Source organism: Enterococcus sp. LJL120, from assembly GCF_054871765.1.
Genome location: NZ_JBTXLV010000009.1, coordinates 20,812 through 37,551, shown reverse-complemented (window position 1 = coordinate 37,551; position 16,740 = coordinate 20,812). Strand labels below are relative to the sequence as shown.

Genomic DNA, 16,740 nt, shown 5'->3' with positions numbered 1-16,740 from the left:
ATTAATATTTTAACAAATATGAAATTTTATTACATTTAAAGGTTAAAAAGAGAATTTTTTTGTGAAAAAATATAAAAGTGTGGTTATTTTTTAAAACTCGGTTTCATTGATAGTGCAACGTTTTTTGATGAGGATTACTACCTCAATGTTTTTTTTATTACGTGAAAAAAATTCCCGTAAAATTAAAAATTTTTAATGGAATATGAATGAAGCGTGATGAGGAGCGGTTTGTAGCGAAGCAGCAAGATTTTAAAAAAAATTTTCTCTAACGTAAAACACAGCACACCAAAATAAACCCAGCAGAGGATTGTCACTTAGACGGACAACTCTCTACTGGGTTTGGTTAAGCTGGGCTAGGTTGCGGCAAGACCGCCCTGCTCAGCAGCTTCTTCGGTTAAGATGGGGCAGTCAGGTGCACAGTAGGCGGATTTTTTTGGTTGATAAAAATTACCTTTTAGCATTTCAGCCTTTAATTCTCGGGAATCAAAAAATTGGATAGCGGCCATTTCGGCGTGGCTGATATGTTGTTCAACGGCCCGTTTTAAATAATCGGCCTCTTTAGCTTCAATGAGTTGGACGAGAATCTGATGTTCCTTGGTGGCAATTTTGCGGCGCTCCCGCGTATCAAAGGAAAAGCTGCGGAAGTTGCGGAAGTAGGTATGTAAGTCTGACAAAATGCTCGTCAAGGTAGTCATCTGGGCAATCTCATTGATGCGTTGATTGAAGTCGTTGAGTTCTAAATTCAGGGCATCCGTCTGGTTTTGGTCCTCCAATTCGAGCATTTTTTGAACGGATTTTTTCAAAAAGACTAAATCGGCTGCATTGGCTTTGCGGGCAACTTCATCGTAGAGTAGGACCTCTAAAGATTTGCGGATTTTGTAAATCTCGCGAATTTTATCTAAGTTAACGCTTTTGACAAAGGTGCCGTAGTCATAGACGTGGTCGACTAAATCTTCTTCAATCAAACGATTCAGGGCTTTTCTAATCGGTGTGCGGGAAATTGACAATTGTACCGCCAGACTGTTTTCATTAATCCTTTCCCCCAAAGGAAAGGTGCCGTCTAGAATGGCTTCTTTCAACCCTAGATAGACAACTTCGGCAAGGGGCTTGCGCTGAGTGAAATCAATTTTCTCCAGCAGTTTTTCTTCGTATCCATACTTATTCATTTTTGACCTCCATTTACAGTAAGGGCATTAGTTCCTTTATAATAAACACTTTAATATTCTTTTTCAAGAGACCTACCGGGAAAACTCATCAAAGCTTCATCTGTGCCTGCTGAAACTTCTTTTTCTATTTTTAAGCGTCAGACAGAAAAAAACAGAAAAAAAACAGGCGGTACAGTTTTTGGACAGAAATCGCTTTCATTGAAAAAATGAATGGTGCTATATTAAAGATGCTTAAGCAACTACATAAAAAATGGTGAGGAGTTTTTATATGGTTACATTTATGGCGTATGCACTGGTGGCGACTTTCTTAGTGCTGATTATGACCAAAAAATTAAGTCCCTTTGCAGCCTTGGCATCTGTTCCGCTACTTTTTGGGATTGCGGGGCAATTGTTCGGTCTCTGGGATGTTAATTTAGGGGAAGCGGCCTTGGAAGGGCTGAAAACAACCAGTACTACAGCAATTATGCTATTATTCGCTGTTTTATTCTTTACATTAATGATTGATGCCGGTTTGTTTGATCCTTTGTCCAATGCGATGATTCGCTTTGCTAAAGGGGACCCTTTGAAGGTGATGATGGCAACCGTTATCTTGTCTGCCGGAGTTTCTTTAAATGGTGACGGTACCACGACGATGATTATCGTCTGTTCGGCCTTTGTTCCCATCTATAAGAAGCTGAAGATGAGTATGCTGGACTTGGCGGTTCTAACGATTCTTTCCCACTCCGTGTTGAATTTACTGCCGTGGGGCGGACCAACTGCCCGGGTGATTACCGTCTTGAATTTAAATGAGTCAGAAGTTTTACGTGGTTTGGTGCCGATGATGATTGCAGCGACCATCTACATGGTAGTAGTAGCTTACTTCATGGGTAAAAAAGAACGGAAACGTCTAGGCATCATGGACTTTACCGATGAGATGCTTTTAGAAATGACTACGATTACCGATCCTGAATTGCAAGCCATTCGTCGTCCAAAATTATTGTGGGTCAACTTTATTTTAACCGCAGCGGTTATCATTCTGTTGATTATGGGGACGATTCCTTCTGCGATTTTATTTATTGTCGGGATGGCTTTAGGCTTGATTATCAACTATCCAAACTTAAAAGATCAAAGGGCCCGCATCGAAGCCAACTTGCCGGATGCCGGTCAAGTATCGATGGTGGTCATTGCTGCCGGAATTTTTATGGGAGTTTTATCAGGCACAGGCATGAACGATGCCATTGCCAACAGTTTAACTGCGGTTATTCCAAGCAGCATGGGCAGCTACTGGGGCTTGATTGTTGCTATTTTATCCGCACCAGGAACCTTCTTCTTATCAAATGATGCCTTTTATTATGGTGTTTTACCCGTCTTGGCTGAATCTGGTGCCCAATACGGCTTCACACCATTGCAATTAGGTTTTGCTTCCTTGATGGGTCAAGCCTTCCACTTATTGAGTCCATTGGTACCATTTATTTACGTATTACTGAGAATGACAGACGTTGACATGGGGCAATGGCAAAAGAAAAGCGCCCTTTACGCCATCGGAATTTTTATCATCTATGTGGTGGTAGGAATTATTTTCGGCTTGATGCCATTATCCGTTTAGGTTTAACGAAGGAGAGAGACTATGAGTCAGACTAACTATTTAAAACAGCTGGAAAATTATGGCGACTACTTTGATATTCAAGCAGCAGCAGCTGAAAACGATTTGGATATCAAGACGTTACCTTATGCAATTCGGATTTTATTAGAAAATGTGCTGCGGAAATCATCTGCGGCGGATTTGGAAAAAAATATTGCGAAGCTTCGCAATTGGAAACAAAACACCGGTGAAGACATTGCCTTTTACCCGGCACGGATTTTATTGCAGGATTATACAGGTGTTCCTTGTGTAGTGGATATTGCTTCGATGCGGGATGCCGCAAAAGCGCTGGGCTTAGACCCTTTGGATATCAATCCAGAAATCCCCGTAGATTTGGTAATCGACCATTCCGTTCAAGTCGATCAAGCAGGCTCACCGGCAGCGATGGCCTACAATATTAAAAAGGAATTTGAGCGCAATCACGAACGCTATGAACTGTTGAAATGGGCTCAAAAGTCCTTTGATAATTTCCGGGCGATTCCACCGGATACCGGCATCATCCACCAAATTAACGTGGAATACTTATCGCCGGTGATTCAAGAATCAAAAGAGCAGATTTTATATCCTGACAGTGTTTTTGGAACTGATTCCCACACGACGATGGTCAATTCCCTCGGCGTACTTGGCTGGGGCGTCGGTGGGATTGAAGCGGAAGCCTGCATGCTGGGTGAGCCTTCGATTTTTGGTATCCCAGAAGTGATTGGTGTTAAACTGGTTGGTCAATTACCTTCTGGCGTTGTCGCAACTGATGTGGCGCTGCGGATTACCTCTTTATTAAGAGAAAATAATGTTGTCGGCAAATTTGTGGAATACTTTGGCGAAGGCTACCAAGCCTTGAGTCTGGCTGACCGTTCAACAATTGCCAACATGTCACCGGAATACGGCTCCACCTGTGGCTATTTCCCGATTGACGAACAGACCTTAAGCTATTTAGAGTTAACCAATCGGGAGGCAACTAAGATTGCCGCAATTGAGGCCTACGCCAAAGCTAATGCTCTATTTTATACGGCGGCAACAGCGGCGGAAATCGATTATACAAAAGTGATTGAATTAGATTTGGCGACAATTTCGCCTAGTCTTTCCGGACCAAAACGCCCGCAGGATTTAGTCTTGTTGGAAGATTTAAATGAAGCCTTTGAAAAAGCTGTTTCAGCGCCCCTTGGCAATCATGGTTTTGGCGGGACGCCGGCTGATTTAGACAAGGAATTTGCTTTTGAATTAGAACAGGCAGAATCTTTAAAAACCGGTGATGTGTTGATTGCCGCTATCACCAGCTGCACCAATACTTCAAATCCTGAAGTCTTGATTGGTGCCGGCCTGATTGCTAAAAAGGCCGTCGAACAAGGCTTGACGATTTCGCCCAAGGTTAAAACCTCCTTTGCTCCAGGTTCTCAGGCGGTGACTCGGTATCTAGAAGAGGCCGGTTTGATGCCTTATTTGAACCAATTAGGCTTCAATATTATCGCCTATGGTTGTACGACTTGTATCGGAAATTCTGGTCCACTAAAGCCTGCTATTGAAAAAGCTTTAGTCGATTCTGAGATAATTGCTGGCGCTGTTCTAAGCGGCAATCGTAACTTTGAAAGCCGGATTCATCCGCTGATTAAGGCCAATTATTTGGCTTCGCCGATGTTGGTCATCGCCTACGCTTTAGCTGGCAATCTGCGGGTCAATTTAAACCAGGAGGCGATTGGCATAAACGAGGCCGGCGCCGAGGTTTTCTTGAAGGACATTTGGCCGACGACAGCAGAAATCAACGAGCTGACGAAAAAATATGTGACTTCTGATGTCTATCGGGAAGCCTACGAAGAAATTTTCTCAGGAACTGAAGAGTGGAATAAATTGGCAGTGACGGATTCAACCAATTTCAATTGGAAGCAAGACTCGACTTATATCGCCAATCCGCCGTATTTTGATGAACAAGTAGCGGGCACTACGAAAACCCCAAGCTTGCAGAACATGCGGGTTTTAGCTAAATTAGGTGATTCCGTGACCACTGACCATATTTCGCCAGCGGGTTCAATTGCTTTGGGTACACCAGCTGCTCATTATTTAGAAGAGCATCAAGTTGCACCGAAGGATTTCAATTCCTACGGCTCCCGTCGAGGCAACCATCATGTGATGACTCGAGGAACACTAGCTAATACGCGTCTGAATAATGCTTTAGCCGATGGCAAAATCGGCGGCTTTACCAAGTTCTTCCCGACTGATGAGATTCTACCGATTTTCGATGCTAGCCAGCAGTATACTCAAGGGGATACTGAACTCGTTATTTTAGCCGGCAAAGATTACGGCATGGGTTCTTCCCGCGACTGGGCTGCAAAAGGTGTTAAATTGTTAGGGGTCAAGGCAGTTATTGCTGAGTCATTTGAACGAATTCATCGCTCAAATCTGGTGATGATGGGCTTAGTACCGTTGCAATTCAAGTCAGGAGAAAGTGCGGCGACCCACGGTTTAACCGGTGAAGAAGTCATTGACATTGATTTGCCAGCAGACTTTGTACCAAAACAAGATGTCAGAGTAACTGCAACCAAACCTGACGGGACAATTGTCACTTTTATGACGACTTTGCGTTATGATACCGATGCTGAATTGGCCTATTATCAGTTAGGCGGCATTTTAAACAAGGTGTTGCAGGACAAAGTTGCAGAGAACTAAAAGGTTACCACCGTCAAAATTTGACGGATAAGATAGTTAGCGGGGTTATCCTACAAGTTTACAGAGGCCGACCTGAAGCGATGAGTATTCGTTTTAGGTAGGTTCAATAGCACAAGCATTAAAGGCTGCCGCTATGTTTCTCTGTTTAACTTGTGGGATAACTCCATTTTTGGAAAATAATTTCATGCAATATCTAAAGGAGGAGCTACACATGCAGCTTTTTGACAGTCATTTTCATATTATTGAACCGGGATTTCCACTGATTGAAAATAACGGCTTTTTACCGGAGTTTTACACGGTTGAGGATTATCAAGGTGAATTGGCAGCTAGCGGCTTAGAAGCGGTTGGCGGAGCAGTGGTCGCCGGTTCCTTTCAAGGTTTTGATCAAACTTATTTAGAAGCGGTTTTGAAAAAATTCGGACCGAACTTTGTCGGCATTACCCAATTGCCGCCAGAAACCTCTGATGCAGAAATTCTCCGTTTGGATGCGGCAGGGGTCAAAGGGCTTCGCTTTAATCTATACCGAGGAGCCGCAAGCGATTTGAAAATTATCGAAAAATTTTCTCGTCGAGTCTACGATTTAGTCAACTGGCGGACGGAATTTTATTTAAATTTAGATACAGTTTCCGCAGATTTGGAAGCCGTCATTTTAAAACTGCCAAAGGTTTCCATCGACCACTTAGGCATGGGCAAAGCCAACTCACAGCGTGTAGCTAAATTTTTAGCGGCTGATGTAGCGGTAAAGGTGACCGGCTTTGGGCGGGTGGATTACTCCCGAGAAGAAATTGCCCGTTTACTGCCGCAATTATTTGCCGAAAACCCAGACCGCTTATTATTCGGCAGTGATTTGCCGGGGACCAGAGCCAGAGAGCGGTTCACAATCAATGATATCAAACTGATTCAAGATCAGTTTTCAGCCGTCGATGCCAAAAAAATTCTACTGACAAACGGACAAAACTGGTATTTATAGGACAAAAGCCAAGAACGAAAAACCCCTTAGCAAAAATGCTAAGGGGTTTTGAGGTTAGTGATTAAATAACTAAAACAGGCGTACCAACTGAAACTGATTCATACAAGGTTGCCATCACACTTGGTGGTGTATTGATACAGCCGTGGGAACCGTTTGTTGTGTAGCGGTCGCCGCCGTAAGCACTTTGCCAGCTGGAATCGTGAATCCCAACGCCCGTCCAATCAATTGGCATCCAATAGCTCACGGGTGTCTGATAATCTTCACCGACTAAAGTTGCATTTCTTTCTTTGTTCCAGACATAGTTTACACCAGTTGGGGTCGCCATTGAAGGTCGACCGCTGACGATATCAGTTTCCAAGACTAAAGCGCCGTCTTTGTAATACCACATATGCTGGTTGACTAAATCTACTTCAATATAAGTATTGCCGATTAATGCATGGTCGGCAGTTGTCGCACCGCTGGTAATTGGCGTGCGGGTGAAATCTTCCCCAGCTAAAATCTGTTCTGTCAAAGCAGCGACTTCATCGCCGGTTTGAATCGACCAGCTGTAGGTACCGGCTGGCACTGAAACAGTCCCCCGTAGCGTGCTGGCGAAGCTGGTTGGGTTGGTGCTCGTATTGTATTGCGTACCTAAATCAGTCACATAAGCGGTCACTTTGTCATTATCCAAGCCAACTTGGCCGTCGGTATAAGTTAACCAATCGGCAATTGTTTCTGTCGGAATTTGGAAGCTGGTGCCATTAATTGAATAAGTTGCATTGACTTGGGCAATGTTATTTAAGCTGGTTAATTGATTTTGTAAATCAGCATTGTCCGCGGTAATGGTCGGTTGGGTGATGTAATTTTCCAACTCGATTGTGAAGCTGCCATTGGCAATCGCTTCAGAAATCGCAGCCATCGCAGCTTCGGCGTTGATGTTATCACCTACAACAGCATCTTGAACACTAAAGCCAGTCTCGTTTTTAACAATGGTCGCATCTTGAGTTACCGTGCGGCCTTCATTTAAAGTATTGATTTCACTAGTGATTTCAGCCAAAGCCGTGTTTAAAGTTTCTTCATCTAATGAAAGGCTGTCAACCGATAAATCGCTATCGGAAAATAGCGCTGTACCCCAGGCCCAATTATTTTGATCCTGTAGATGGGCGCTGATTTGATTAATAGTATCAGCTGTCACACCTAAATCAGCAATCGGTAAAGTTTTCCACTCTTGGCCATTATCGGTAATCGTAAAATTCTGACCATTGTAATAATTTGCTAAAGCTTCCTGAGCTTCATTGGCCGTCATTCCGCTAACGTCAATATTGTTAATCGAAGTCTGAGGTTCAAAGCGACTTGCGTAATAATTACTTCCAAAGGCATAACCACCGAGTAAAACAACAATAACAGCTGGAATTACAATTAAAAGAACTTTTTTCAAGCGTCCTTTTTTACCTGCATTTCTAGCACTTCTGCTCATAAAAGCAACTCCTTATAGTTAGTCAAAAAAATGTCAATCGGTAACAATTGTAACATAAAAAGGCAGCTTTGTAGAGAACTTTATCTTCGTCTAAAAACGACCAGTCCTCCAAAGGAAAACTGGCCGTCAAAATCTCGCTGCTTATTCGTTGTCTAATTGGGCAAAGGCTTGGTCGATGACTTCTTTTAGTTGGTCAGCTGAAGCCTTCATTCGATCTTTTTCAGCATCGGTTAAAGGAATTTCAATCACTTGTTTGATACCGGAACGGTTAACAACCGCCGGCGCACCGATAAAGATGCCTTCTTGATCATATTCGCCGTTTAAGTAAACAGACAATGGCAAGACAGAATTTTCATCGTCTAAAATCGCTTTGGTAATCCGAGCTAGAGCGACGGCAATACCATAGAAGGTCGCGCCTTTTTTCTCGATAATGGTATAAGCGGCATCCCGCACACCGAAGAAGAGATTAACCATTGCTTCTTCATCGACATCTGGATTGTTTTTAATCCATTCATAAATTTGAAGACCGGCTACGTTGGCATGGGACCAGACTGGGAATTCAGAATCCCCGTGTTCCCCTAAGATATAAGCATGGACGTTTCGGGCATCTACATCCACCAATTCAGCAATCGCTTGACGGAAGCGGGCTGAATCAAGGGAAGTTCCTGAACCGATGACCCGCTCTTTTGGAAAGCCGGAGAATTTCCAAGTGGCATAAGTTAAGATGTCTACTGGGTTAGCCGCCACCAAAAAGATTCCAGAAAAACCAGAATTGACAATTTCTGTCACGATGGAGCGGTTGATTTTTAAGTTTTTGCTAACTAAGTCTAAACGAGTTTCACCGGGTTTTTGCGGCGCACCAGCTGTTAAGACTACGATATCAGCGTCTTGGCAGTCGCTGTATTCAGCGGCATAAATTTTCTTAGGTGAAGTGAAGGCCAAGGCATGGGATAAATCAATCGCGTCCCCTTCAGTTTTTTCTTTAGCTATATCGATAATACCAATTTCTTGGGCAATGTTCTGATTGACTAATGCGAAAGCGTAGCTGGAACCGACAGCACCGTCGCCGACTAAAATTACTTTTTGATGATTTTTGATTGCAGAATCTGTCATGTTGGATCATCCTTTCAAGTTGTATTTCACTACACATACTAACAGCATTTACGGCCCTTGTCACTTCAGACGCTCGCAAAAATAATACAGATTTATCAACTGTTTCTTTTGGAATTGTTTACATGTGTGATTTTTCACGATTTCTAACCTTTTGATATTTTTTGAAGAGTTGAAAAAAATGACGAACTGATAAAATAGCAGAATAGTAAAGTTTTCCTTGGAGTTTCCAATTGGAAACAACGAGAATGAAAACTTGAGCAATATTTTCCATTTTTAAATGAAAATTATCGGAAAAAGGAATTAAAAAGAAAATTTTCAAGAAAATTATGTAACAGAATTAGGGCGTGGGCTGAAAATAATTTGCTGCTAGAATACCTTGTGGGAAGAAAGGGCCTGCCCCTGTCTAACAGCCAAAAATTTTAACGAAGTCTTAAAGTCTCAACAGGGTTTTCTTAAGCGGAGTATGCTATAATTTTGAAAGAAAAACTGGGTAGCGGTGAAGCTATCCAGTATTTTGTGTTGGAGCGGGGAAAAAGCCGCTGATAATCTTCGAGGTGGAAAATGAAAATGATTGTAGGGCTGGGCAATCCCGGCAGTAAATATGAAAAGACCAAGCACAACGTCGGCTTTATGACCGTCGATCGTTTAGCAGATAAGTATCAGGTGACGTTTAAAGAAAACAGCTTTAAAGCCGAGGTCGGCAATTTTTTCCTCAAGGGAGAAAAAATATATCTGGTGAAACCTCAGACCTTTATGAATGAATCCGGTAAAGCGGTGGTCCCCCTAATGAATTATTTTGGTATGTACCCCGAGGAGCTGTTGGTAATTTATGACGACTTAGATTTAGAGGTCGGTAAAATCCGCTTACGGCAAAAGGGCGGCGCCGGTGGGCACAATGGTATGAAAAGTATTATTTCCCATTTAAATGACAATGTGTTTGATCGAATAAAAATCGGCATCGGTCGGCCAAAAGGACAGATGAGTGTTGTCAATCATGTCTTGAGCCCATTTGACACAGATGATCTGCCTTTAATCGAAGGCGCCATTGATCAAGCGGTGGCCGCCAGCGAGTTTTACTTGGAACAAAATAATTTTATTGATACCATGAATAAATTTAATTAATCAAGCAGTTGTTGTTTTTATCCGGGTAGAAAACTATCAGCTGGTAAAAATCACAGCCTTAAGAGGAGCACTATCATGAATTTGGTTGAATTAATCAGCCGCAGTCCTTTATTGCAGGAGTGGACTGGGCTGTTGTCGAAAAAAAATAATCGCGAGCTGCTGACGGGCCTTTCCAGCAGCGCCAAAATGCTGGCCTTTGTCGCCGCCTACCAAAAAATGCAGCGGAGCATTGTGGTCGTCACTCCAAATTTGTATTACGCCAATCAATTAATGGAGGACTTATTAAATGTGCTGCCGGAAAATGAAGTTCATATTTTCCCGGTGGACGAAGTCATGTCAGCGGAAATGGCCTTTGCCTCTCCTGAAGCCAAAGCCAATCGGGTCATCACATTGAATGCTTTAGCAGCGGAGGAACGGGGCATCTACATCGTCCCAGTGGCTGCTTTACGCAAGCAGCTGCCGGAAAAAAATACTTGGCAGGCCGCCCATTTAAATTGGCAGGTCGGCACTGAAATCGACTTTGATAACTTGCCTCAACAACTAGTACTAATGGGCTATGAGCGCCAAGAGATGGTGGGCCGCCCTGGCGAATTTAGTATTCGCGGCAGCATTATTGATATTTATCCCCTTGATACAGCTTATCCGGTGCGGGGGGAGTTATTTGACGTGGAGCTGGATTCGCTGCGCTTTTTCGATGCCGATACCCAGCGTTCAGTGGAAACGCTGGAGACAATCACCATCAGTCCCACCTCTGAGCTGGTATTTTCAGCTGATAATCTTAAGACAGGTGTCGCCAATTTACAGGTAGCTTTGGAAAAAAGGTTGGCCATTACCAAAGAAAAAGTTGACCAAAACTTTTTAACCGATTATTTCGGTCAGCTGATTGCTTCTTGGGAACAAGGAGTTCCCGGTGAACAAGCTAATTATTATCCGTCGTTTCTCTATCAAGAGGCAACGACTTTACTAGATTATGTGACAGAGGGCAGTTTGCTTTTTGTCGATGATTTTTCTCGGGTCATGGAAACCAATCGAGAAATTGAGCGGGAAGCAGCAGAATGGCAGACGTTGAAAATTGAAGAGCTGCGAATTTTTCCAGAACAGAGTTTTGGCGGCGATGTCCATCAGCTATTGACGAAATCAACGCTGAACACCAGCTTTTTCTCCCTTTTTCAAAAGGGGATGGGCAATCTACGCTTTCAAGGGATTTACAATTTTCAATACCGCAGTATGCAGCAATTTTTCGGGCAAATGCCCCTCTTAAAAGTCGAAATCGACCGCTGGCAAAAACAACAGCAGACCGTAGTGATTTTACTACCCTCCAGTGAGCGACTGAAAAAAATGGAAGAGATGCTGCGGGACTTTGATGTCACCAGTGTGGTCACCAAGCCAGAGGAGCTGATTGAAGGCAAGCTGCAATTAGTCGCCGGCAATCTTCAGACCGGCTTTGAGCTGTTGCAGGAAAAACTAGTCGTGATCACGGAAACCGAAATTTTCCAGAAGGCGACAAAAAAACGAGCGAAGCGCCAGACGATTTCTAATGCAGAACGTCTGAAAAGCTATAACGAGCTAAAAACCGGCGATTACGTCGTGCATGCCAATCACGGGATTGGGAAATATATCGGTATGGAAACGTTAGAGGTCGATGGCGTCCACCAAGACTATATGACGATTCTTTATCAAAATGATGATAAAATTTTTATTCCCGTCACCCAGCTGAACCTGATTCAAAAATATGTTGCCTCTGAAGGCAAGAGCCCGCGGATTAATAAACTCGGCGGCAGCGAATGGACCAAAACCAAACGGAAAATCGCCGCTAAGGTTGAAGATATCGCTGATGATTTAATTCAGCTCTATGCTGCCAGAGAAGCGGAAAAAGGGTTCGCCTTTGGACCCGATGACCAGTATCAAAAGGAATTTGAAGATGCCTTTCCTTACTCAGAAACTGATGACCAGCTGCGGAGTGCCGCTGAAATCAAGCACGATATGGAGCGGGAACGACCGATGGACCGTCTCTTAGTCGGCGATGTCGGCTTCGGTAAAACGGAAGTCGCTTTGCGGGCGGCGTTTAAGGCAATCAAAGAAAGTAAACAAGTCGCCTTTTTAGTGCCGACAACGATTTTAGCTCAGCAGCATTATGAAACCATGCTGGAACGCTTTGAAGGCTTTCCCGTGAATGTTGGTCTTTTAAGCCGCTTTAGAACTAAAAAACAACAAAACGAGACCTTGGAACAATTAAAACAAGGCAAGATTGATATCGTTGTTGGCACACATCGGATTTTATCGAAGGACATTACCTTTAGTGATTTAGGTCTGTTAATCATTGATGAAGAACAGCGCTTTGGTGTTAAGCACAAGGAGCGCTTGAAACAATTGCGCTCGCAAGTTGATGTGCTGACCTTGACAGCGACACCAATTCCGCGGACTTTGCACATGTCAATGCTGGGAGTGCGGGATTTATCGGTGATTGAAACACCGCCGGAAAATCGCTATCCGATTCAAACCTATGTCATGGAAAAAAATCCTGGTGCCATTCGTGAGGCAATTGAGCGGGAATTAGCTCGGGACGGTCAGATTTTCTACTTATATAATCGCGTCGATACTATTGAACAAAAGGTAGAGGAGCTGCAGGCTTTAGTTCCAGAGGCCAATATCGCCTTTGCCCATGGTCAAATGACTGAGGTGCAGCTGGAAAACACCCTCTTTGATTTTATTGAGGGGCAGTATGATATTTTAGTCACCACGACGATTATTGAAACCGGCGTGGACATTCCCAACGTCAACACCCTTTTTGTCGAAAATGCCGACTATATGGGGCTATCGACCCTCTATCAATTGCGGGGCCGCGTTGGTCGGAGCAATCGAGTGGCTTATGCCTACTTTATGTATGAGCAGCAAAAGATTTTAAATGAGGTCAGTGAAAAACGGCTGCAGGCGATTAAAGATTTCACCGAACTGGGTTCCGGCTTTAAAATTGCTATGCGGGATTTATCGATTCGCGGTGCCGGTAATATTTTAGGCTCCCAGCAGCACGGCTTTATCGATGCCGTCGGGTTTGATATGTACTCACAAATGCTTTCTGAAGCGGTGGCCCGCAAGCAGGGTAAAAATGCCCAAATTCAGCGGACATCTGTGGAGATTGATTTGAGCATTGATGCTTACATTCCGGCTGAATACATTGAAGATGAACGCCAAAAAATCGAAATCTACAAACGAATTCGGGAGCTGGAAAATCAAGAAATGCTGGAGGAACTGGAGGCGGACCTCTTAGACCGCTTCGGCGAGTTTCCTGACGAAGTCGCCTATCTTTTGGCAATCGGCCAATTGAAGATGGACGGCGATCGGGCATTACTAGAAACCATCCGCAAACAGCAGATGACCGTCCAAGTTGTCTTGAGCAAAGTCGGCACCAAGCGTTTTTCTGTGGAGCAGATTTTTGAAGCCTTAGCCGCTACGAAAATGAAGGCGACTCTAGGAATTGAAAAAGAACAAATGGTCATCAAGTTAACTATCGGTAAAAACATGTCACAGCCGGAACTCTTGCAGGAGCTGAGTAGCTTCGTCAAAGGACTACGGCAGTTAAAGAGTACCGAAGAATTAACGACAGTTGAATGAGAATAGCTGAAGGCAGAAAAATCACAGCTGTAGTAAATTGATAGCTAATTAAGAAAGTAGTAGCTAATTGGTAAATTGCTAGACAAATAAGAAATGGAAAAAAGCAGATGCAGACAGACAAGGAGGGTAGCCATGGCCAGAGAGATGCAATCAATTATGAAAGGGGCAGCGATTTTGACCATCGCTTCCTTTATTGCCAAGTTGTTGAGTGCGGTCTATCGGGTGCCCTTTCAAAATCTGGTGGGGGACGAAGGCTTTTACGTCTACCAGCAGATTTATCCGATTTATGGAATTGCCATGACGCTGGCCTTGAGCGGTCTGCCTCAATTTGTTTCAAAGTATGTGGCGGCTCAAAATAGTTTAGCCGAAGAAAAACAGGCGATGCAGCGGCTAATGCCGCTGCTGGTTGCCCTGAGTATTGGCTTGTGGGGGCTGACCTTGTTTGGCAGCGGCTGGATTGCCGGCTTGATGGGGGATAGAAATCTTCAGCCTTTGCTACAAGTAGTTTCCTTCACCTTTTTATTGATGCCCGGCTTATCTTATTACCGCGGCTATTTTCAAGGCCGCCTGCAGATGATTCCAACGGCGATTTCGCAAGTCTTGGAGCAGCTAGTCAGAGTCGGGATTATTATAATCGCCGCCTTATTTTTCTATTACTTAGGCTGGGATGTTTACCAGACCGGCACATTGGCCATGGCCGGTTCCGTTGCCGGTGGCTTATTGGCCTATGCTGTCTTGTATTATTATGACGGCAAAATTAACGGCCACGGCCTGTCGACGCGGGATATTTCTCTGCGGAGCTGGCCGGACAAAGCCCTGTTGCGGCGCTTTATCATTGAAGGCGGCTTGGTATCGATTTACAGCGGCTTTTTGATTTTATTTCAGCTGGTGGATTCCTTTTTTGTCAAAAATTATCTGGTGGTGGCGGGCCTCAGCGAAGAAGCTGCCAAAATTGCCAAGGGAGTTTATGACCGGGGCCAGCCGTTGGTGCAACTAGGCTTGGTGGTGGCTACGGCTTTGAGTGCGACTTTTTTGCCGCCTCTGACCAAGAGCTTTTTAACTCGCAATCAACAACAGTTTCAAAAAAATGCCACAATTTATCTGCGGCTGACCGCCAGTTTGGCCTTGGCGGCGACCTTAGGATTAGTGCTGTTGGCACCATTTATCAACTACGCCCTCTTTAAAGATTTGGTCGGCAATCCAACCTTGATTGTCTTTGTCTTGGCGGTGGGGCTGATGGCTTTGATTCAGACGTATCAAAGTATCACTCAAAGTCAAAATATTTTCCGCAAACCACTGTGGGGGGCGCTTTTGGGATTTTTTACGAAACTTTTGACAACCGGCCTCTTAACCTATACTCTTGGTACTGTAGGAGCCAGTCTGTCGACAATTTTAGGCCTCTTGGTGACATTGGTCTACCTGATTCGACTCCTGCCGCCAGAAATCAATCAGTTTTGGCGCAAACAGCAGTTTAATCGTAAATTATACCGCTGCTTGGCGGTGATGACGGCAGTCATTTTCATTCTGTATGGTGTGATTTTGATCAGCGGCTTATACACTCATCGAAGTCAGGCCCTTTGGTGGTCACTGACAGGGGTGGCTCTTGGCGCTAGTGCCTTTGTGATTACGGCAATCCGAGTCCGGCTGTTTACCATTCGGGAATGGCTGATGTTTCCTTTCGGGGAAAAAATATTAAGATTTGTTCAAAGATGGGAGAAAAAATAAATGCGTTTAGATAAATTTTTAAAAATTTCGAGAATTATTAAAAGACGGTCGGTGGCTAAAGAAGTTGCCGATAAAGGCCGGATTCAAGTCAACGGCAAGCTGGCGAAATCCTCCAGTGATGTTAAGGTTGGCGATGAATTAAAGGTTCAATTCGGCAATAAAATTTTGGTTGTAAAAATTACCGAGCTGCATGAATCCACTAAAAAAGAAGACGCAGCGAAAATGTATACGATTTTATCTGAAGAACGCGTCAATTCCTCAGAGAATTAGGTTAGACAAGGTTCTGAGATGTTGGTATAATAAAACGAACTTAGAAAGGCTGAGGGGATTAACTTGAGTAAAGACGATAAAATTACAAAACTCACCAATGACTATACAAAAGAACAATACGCACAATTTCAAAAACAGCGTCGCCAAGTCGTTTTCAAGCGCCGCCGCTTATTTTTCATCTGTCTAGTGGCCATTGGCGTCTTTGCCTTTATGGGCTATAACGTTTACGGTAATTATCAGAAATTGGCGAATTTAGAAGATATCAAATCTGAAGCTGAAGTTGAGGCCCAAACTGTTACTGATAAAGTAGCGGATTTGCAGACGGATGTTGACCTTTTACAAGACAATCAATACGTGCTGAAACAAGCCCGTAGCCGGTTCTATTATTCAAGGGAAGGCGAATCGGTCTATGTACTGCCTAGCGGAACTACTGAATCCAGCGATACTGCCACAGATAGCAGTCAAACCACTGAGGATTCTGGTACAGAAGACAGCGCCGCTCAGTAAAAGCAATAATTAATTTATATAAATTAGGAACAAAAAATTAGGAGGAACATTTTTAGATGTCAATCGAAGTAGGAGCTAAGTTACAAGGAAAAGTGTCAGGTATTACCAATTTTGGTGCTTTTATTGATTTAGGAGGCGGCAAAACTGGTCTGGTTCATATCAGTGAAGTTTCTAATGGGTATGTTAAAGATATTCATGATGTATTAACAGTTGGTGATGAAGTAACGGTTAAGGTTACCTCAGTCGGAAATGATGGGAAAATTGGTCTTTCGATTCGTCAAACACAGGAACAACCGGCCGATGCCAAACCCGAGGTGAAAAAAGAATTTCGTCCTCGTCCTCCGCAAAAGAAAAACTTCAGTAAACCTGCCGGCAACAGCGGCGGTAAAGATGATTTTGACACTTTGATGAGCTCTTTTCTTAAAGACAGTGATGATCGCCTTTCCTCTTTAAGAAGAAATACCGAAGGCAAACGTGGTGGTCGTGGCGGCCGTCGCAATTAATTAAATGTAAAAAAGAG

Annotated in this window: 12 protein-coding genes; 9 read left to right on the top strand and 3 right to left on the bottom strand. The window is 43.7% G+C overall.

Annotation, left to right across the window (positions count from 1 at the left end; translation table 11 throughout):
- Positions 1-353 precede the first annotated feature (353 nt).
- Complete coding sequence (locus ACYSNU_RS14805) at positions 354-1,166, bottom strand: GntR family transcriptional regulator (protein ID WP_461737970.1); 813 nt, start codon at positions 1,164-1,166, stop codon at positions 354-356.
- Between the two features lie 268 nt (positions 1,167-1,434).
- Here ACYSNU_RS14805 and ACYSNU_RS14800 point away from each other — a divergent pair, with 268 nt between their 5' ends.
- The 3 genes from ACYSNU_RS14800 (at position 1,435) to ACYSNU_RS14790 (ending at position 6,415) form a co-directional block, all read left to right on the top strand.
- Complete coding sequence (locus ACYSNU_RS14800; RefSeq protein WP_461737969.1) at positions 1,435-2,751, top strand: CitMHS family transporter; 1,317 nt, start codon at positions 1,435-1,437, stop codon at positions 2,749-2,751.
- Positions 2,752-2,772: 21 nt separating this feature from the next.
- Positions 2,773-5,445 carry an aconitate hydratase AcnA gene (acnA, locus tag ACYSNU_RS14795; RefSeq protein WP_461737968.1) on the top strand — a complete coding sequence of 891 codons (2,673 nt, stop codon included), beginning with the start codon at positions 2,773-2,775 and terminating at the stop codon, positions 5,443-5,445.
- Between the two features lie 211 nt (positions 5,446-5,656).
- A complete protein-coding gene (locus ACYSNU_RS14790; RefSeq protein WP_461737967.1) occupies positions 5,657-6,415 on the top strand; it encodes an amidohydrolase family protein in 759 nt (252 codons plus the stop codon).
- Between the two features lie 61 nt (positions 6,416-6,476).
- Here the strand turns inward: ACYSNU_RS14790 and ACYSNU_RS14785 are convergent, their stop codons facing one another.
- Positions 6,477-7,871 (bottom strand): L,D-transpeptidase family protein, encoded by a 1,395-nt coding sequence (locus ACYSNU_RS14785; protein WP_461737966.1) that lies wholly within the window; start codon positions 7,869-7,871, stop codon positions 6,477-6,479.
- Between the two features lie 141 nt (positions 7,872-8,012).
- Positions 8,013-8,984, bottom strand: coding sequence for an L-lactate dehydrogenase (locus ACYSNU_RS14780; protein ID WP_461737965.1), 972 nt, complete (start codon positions 8,982-8,984; stop codon positions 8,013-8,015).
- 561 nt (positions 8,985-9,545) lie between these two features.
- Here ACYSNU_RS14780 and pth point away from each other — a divergent pair.
- The 6 genes from pth (at position 9,546) to ACYSNU_RS14750 (ending at position 16,723) form a co-directional block, all read left to right on the top strand.
- A complete protein-coding gene (gene pth, locus ACYSNU_RS14775; RefSeq protein WP_461737964.1) occupies positions 9,546-10,106 on the top strand; it encodes an aminoacyl-tRNA hydrolase in 561 nt (186 codons plus the stop codon).
- A 75-nt stretch (positions 10,107-10,181) separates the two neighbouring features.
- Positions 10,182-13,718, top strand: coding sequence for a transcription-repair coupling factor (gene mfd / locus ACYSNU_RS14770; RefSeq protein ID WP_461737963.1), 3,537 nt, complete (start codon positions 10,182-10,184; stop codon positions 13,716-13,718).
- A gap of 156 nt (positions 13,719-13,874) precedes the next feature.
- Positions 13,875-15,443 carry a putative polysaccharide biosynthesis protein gene (locus ACYSNU_RS14765; protein ID WP_461738065.1) on the top strand — a complete coding sequence of 523 codons (1,569 nt, stop codon included), beginning with the start codon at positions 13,875-13,877 and terminating at the stop codon, positions 15,441-15,443.
- Positions 15,444-15,713, top strand: a complete 270-nt coding sequence (locus ACYSNU_RS14760) for an RNA-binding S4 domain-containing protein (RefSeq protein WP_461737962.1) — start codon at positions 15,444-15,446, stop codon at positions 15,711-15,713. It abuts the gene before it with no gap.
- Positions 15,714-15,776: 63 nt separating this feature from the next.
- Positions 15,777-16,220, top strand: a complete 444-nt coding sequence (locus ACYSNU_RS14755; RefSeq protein WP_461737961.1) for an FtsB family cell division protein — start codon at positions 15,777-15,779, stop codon at positions 16,218-16,220.
- A gap of 56 nt (positions 16,221-16,276) precedes the next feature.
- A complete protein-coding gene (locus ACYSNU_RS14750; protein WP_265459833.1) occupies positions 16,277-16,723 on the top strand; it encodes a S1 domain-containing RNA-binding protein in 447 nt (148 codons plus the stop codon).
- The last annotated feature ends 17 nt before the right edge of the window (positions 16,724-16,740 follow it).

Bases quoted from the DNA above. Each gene is read 5' to 3' on its own strand.
- ACYSNU_RS14780 (WP_461737965.1), bottom strand. From the start codon at position 8,984: ATGACAGATTCTGCAATCAAAAATCATCAAAAAGTAATTTTAGTCGGC.
- ACYSNU_RS14800 (WP_461737969.1), top strand. From the start codon at position 1,435: ATGGTTACATTTATGGCGTATGCACTGGTGGCGACTTTCTTAGTGCTG.
- ACYSNU_RS14785 (WP_461737966.1), bottom strand. From the start codon at position 7,871: ATGAGCAGAAGTGCTAGAAATGCAGGTAAAAAAGGACGCTTGAAAAAA.
- acnA (WP_461737968.1), top strand. From the start codon at position 2,773: ATGAGTCAGACTAACTATTTAAAACAGCTGGAAAATTATGGCGACTAC.
- ACYSNU_RS14750 (WP_265459833.1), top strand. From the start codon at position 16,277: ATGTCAATCGAAGTAGGAGCTAAGTTACAAGGAAAAGTGTCAGGTATT.
- ACYSNU_RS14805 (WP_461737970.1), bottom strand. From the start codon at position 1,166: ATGAATAAGTATGGATACGAAGAAAAACTGCTGGAGAAAATTGATTTC.
- ACYSNU_RS14760 (WP_461737962.1), top strand. From the start codon at position 15,444: ATGCGTTTAGATAAATTTTTAAAAATTTCGAGAATTATTAAAAGACGG.
- ACYSNU_RS14790 (WP_461737967.1), top strand. From the start codon at position 5,657: ATGCAGCTTTTTGACAGTCATTTTCATATTATTGAACCGGGATTTCCA.
- ACYSNU_RS14765 (WP_461738065.1), top strand. From the start codon at position 13,875: ATGAAAGGGGCAGCGATTTTGACCATCGCTTCCTTTATTGCCAAGTTG.
- pth (WP_461737964.1), top strand. From the start codon at position 9,546: ATGAAAATGATTGTAGGGCTGGGCAATCCCGGCAGTAAATATGAAAAG.
- mfd (WP_461737963.1), top strand. From the start codon at position 10,182: ATGAATTTGGTTGAATTAATCAGCCGCAGTCCTTTATTGCAGGAGTGG.